Raw genomic sequence first — 2,623 nt, 5'->3', positions numbered from 1 at the left:
TGATTCCGTATATTTCAAATACCAATTGTATTCCTGCTAAAGAAGACACGAATGCTACCAGTGAATTAAATAGCTCAGAAACCCCTGAACTTGTGTTTGAAGTACGTGAAGTCGACCAAGGGTATCAACTTAGCAAGTTACGCCAATTGACCCAATATGCAGTAGTTAAAACTGATTTTAACCAAATTATGCACACCGCACTTGAAGGCATATTGACTGGTGTCGGGGTCGACCGTTGTGGGGTGTTATTATTGTCGCCAAGTCGCAAGTTATTGCAACCGCGGGTAATGATGGGAGATGATGCTGAATCACTTAAGCAAGCATTTGTGATTGAATTGAATGACCGAAAGTCAGTATTTAGTCAATGTATTGAGCAGAAACGCAGTATCTGGTTTAATTTACAAACAGCTCAGGATTACAAAGTGCAAGTTGATGATGAATTAGTTGAGCGTTTATCACAATTCGGTTTTTTAATTGCGCCATTAACAATCGGTACTAAAGTGCTTGGGCTATTTTATGCGGATAGACATGCGACAAGCAGGCATTTTGAGCAGCAAGATAACGAAAGCTTTACCCATTTCTGTCAGTTAGCCAATGTTTGCTTTGTGGTGTCTATGAGTTAGTCGTGTCTATGAGTTAGTGGAGTTTATATCACTTGAGGTGGGTCAAAAAAGGAGATAACCGTTTAGGTATCTCCTTTTATTTTTGTCAATTATTTACTGCATAATCAAGCTGGTAATACGTTTAGCTTTGTCATTTGGAATCGGAAAACTCAAATGATATTGCGCAATTTTCCATCCTTCAGCTGTTTTCACTAATGCCCCAGTTCCTCTACTTGCGCCATACTCTGGACTATAAAGTTGCTCGTCAAAAACAATTGTGTCGTCAATTTGCAACAAGTGACGCAATTTTACTTCGTAGCGCCAACCTTGGGTGGGTTTGGAATAGCGTTCAAATTCAGCCATATTCCAACGTTCAGTCTCATCGGTACCAATAAACACCGCTTGTGGATGATAAAGACTAAAATAAGTGGTCCAGTCAGCTACTGCTGCACTTTCATGTAATTGATTTAATAAGGCACTGACTGCTTGACTGTCTTTTTCAGACAAGCCTTGGCTGTCAATTAACTCATTTTTTTGACTGATGTCTTTAATGACAGCTTCGCTTTCGGAGCTCACTTGCTGACTAATTTGTTTGTTTTTCGTTTCTGTTTGGCTTTGTTCGGGTGTTGATTCTTCAGCTTCAGTTGCGTGTAAATCAAAGGCTGCCACAGTGGTCATTAGCACGGCAATAAATCCGAGTCGGTGAATAATTGATTGCATAGTATCCCTTTTTACGTAGTGAATTATTATGATTTTTTTGTTTACTTTTCTAATGCCAATTAATTGGGTCTAGCTGATAAAACAGGCTTAATTCTTTATACAGTTTTTGATGCTGTTGGTAAAACTCCACAGGCCGTTCAAAAAAAGTTTCACTTATTACCGCAAAAAACTCCGCCGGATTGGTCGCGCCGTAATAGTTAAATAATGACGGGATATGTTGTTGAGCGCAATGCTGAAGTTGCTTAAATTCTTGCCCCAAGGTGCTAGACCATGAGCGATATGAAGTGATATCGCGCAGAGGTGGTGCACCATTAGCGGTTCCATCCTCTTGATCAAGCTGGTGAGCAAATTCGTGTATTACTACATTGCTACCATCGAATGGGTCGGCTGCGCCTTCTATAGTGCTGTGCCACGACAAAACTACTTTACCATACCCCCAAGATTCACCCAGTAACACATTACGCTGAGATGATTGCACGCCTGCTATATCGGTCCGGTTTTGCTCGACGATAAACGCGCTTGGGTAGACTAAAATTTGTTTCAGTTTTGGGTAATAGTTAGTTTTACGATTGAGTAATAATAAACAAGCTTGGGCTGCAATTGTGACTTTTACTTCGTCGTTGATTTCGAACCCGTCACAACCGACAAATTGTTTCTCATTAATAAAAACTTGAATATGTTTTTTGAGTTGAAGCTGCAAATCCGTAGGCATGGCTTTGAAATAAGGAAAACGCTTTTTTAATATGTTACGCCATGGTGTTGGAAATGGCTGACGGGTAACAATGTTACGTTGGCGGTTAAGACGCCATTGGCTACTGACAATCCATGCGACAGCTGTTATGGATATAACGAGCAATATTACAATTGCGATCATAGAAATGTCCTGATAATCAAAGAGGGCGTTAAGATTGTTATCACAAGCTTATATCTTGGCTTGAACGTTTGAGCATGAACGAGTCATTTTATTCAATGACTGTCTATTCAATAGCTGTTTGTTCATTGTATCTATCAGATTAATGGGGCATTTGGTAAGCAAATTCAAGTTTTAGTGGAAACTAAATAACCGTGAGAGGGAAAATGTTAACGTAGTTACTTATCAGATTATTTAAGATTGCAGTAAATAAAAGCACTGGCTAACAAATACTAATAACATATTTGCTGCCAGTGAAGGGCAGGGGAGGAAATTGGACTCGTTATGTATTGTAAAGTGTCTTTAACGTAAATAATTAATCTACAAAATTAGCATCTAATATTTTTTGTTGCTGTGGTGATAAACTAAAATATTGTGAAATCAGTTGCCT

3 protein-coding genes are annotated in these 2,623 nt (G+C 39.0%); 1 reads left to right on the top strand and 2 read right to left on the bottom strand.

Translation table 11 applies throughout. From position 1 onward, the window contains the following. Positions 1-623, top strand: a 623-nt coding sequence (locus H5202_RS20330) for a GAF domain-containing protein (protein ID WP_182773663.1), incomplete at its 5' end; no start/stop codon positions are given. Positions 624-716: 93 nt separating this feature from the next. Here the strand turns inward: H5202_RS20330 and H5202_RS20325 are convergent. Both H5202_RS20325 and H5202_RS20320 read right to left on the bottom strand, forming a co-directional pair. After that, complete coding sequence (locus tag H5202_RS20325) at positions 717-1,322, bottom strand: nuclear transport factor 2 family protein (RefSeq protein ID WP_182773662.1); 606 nt, start codon at positions 1,320-1,322, stop codon at positions 717-719. A gap of 49 nt (positions 1,323-1,371) precedes the next feature. Beyond that, positions 1,372-2,196, bottom strand: coding sequence for a M90 family metallopeptidase (locus tag H5202_RS20320; RefSeq protein WP_182773661.1), 825 nt, complete (start codon positions 2,194-2,196; stop codon positions 1,372-1,374). Positions 2,197-2,623 lie beyond the last annotated feature (427 nt).

Origin of the sequence: Shewanella sp. SG41-4, assembly GCF_014164505.1 — a bacterium.
Lineage (GTDB): Bacteria > Pseudomonadota > Gammaproteobacteria > Enterobacterales > Shewanellaceae > Shewanella.
The sequence above is the reverse complement of the archived record's forward strand: the minus strand, read 5'-3'. Positions and strand labels throughout refer to the sequence as shown.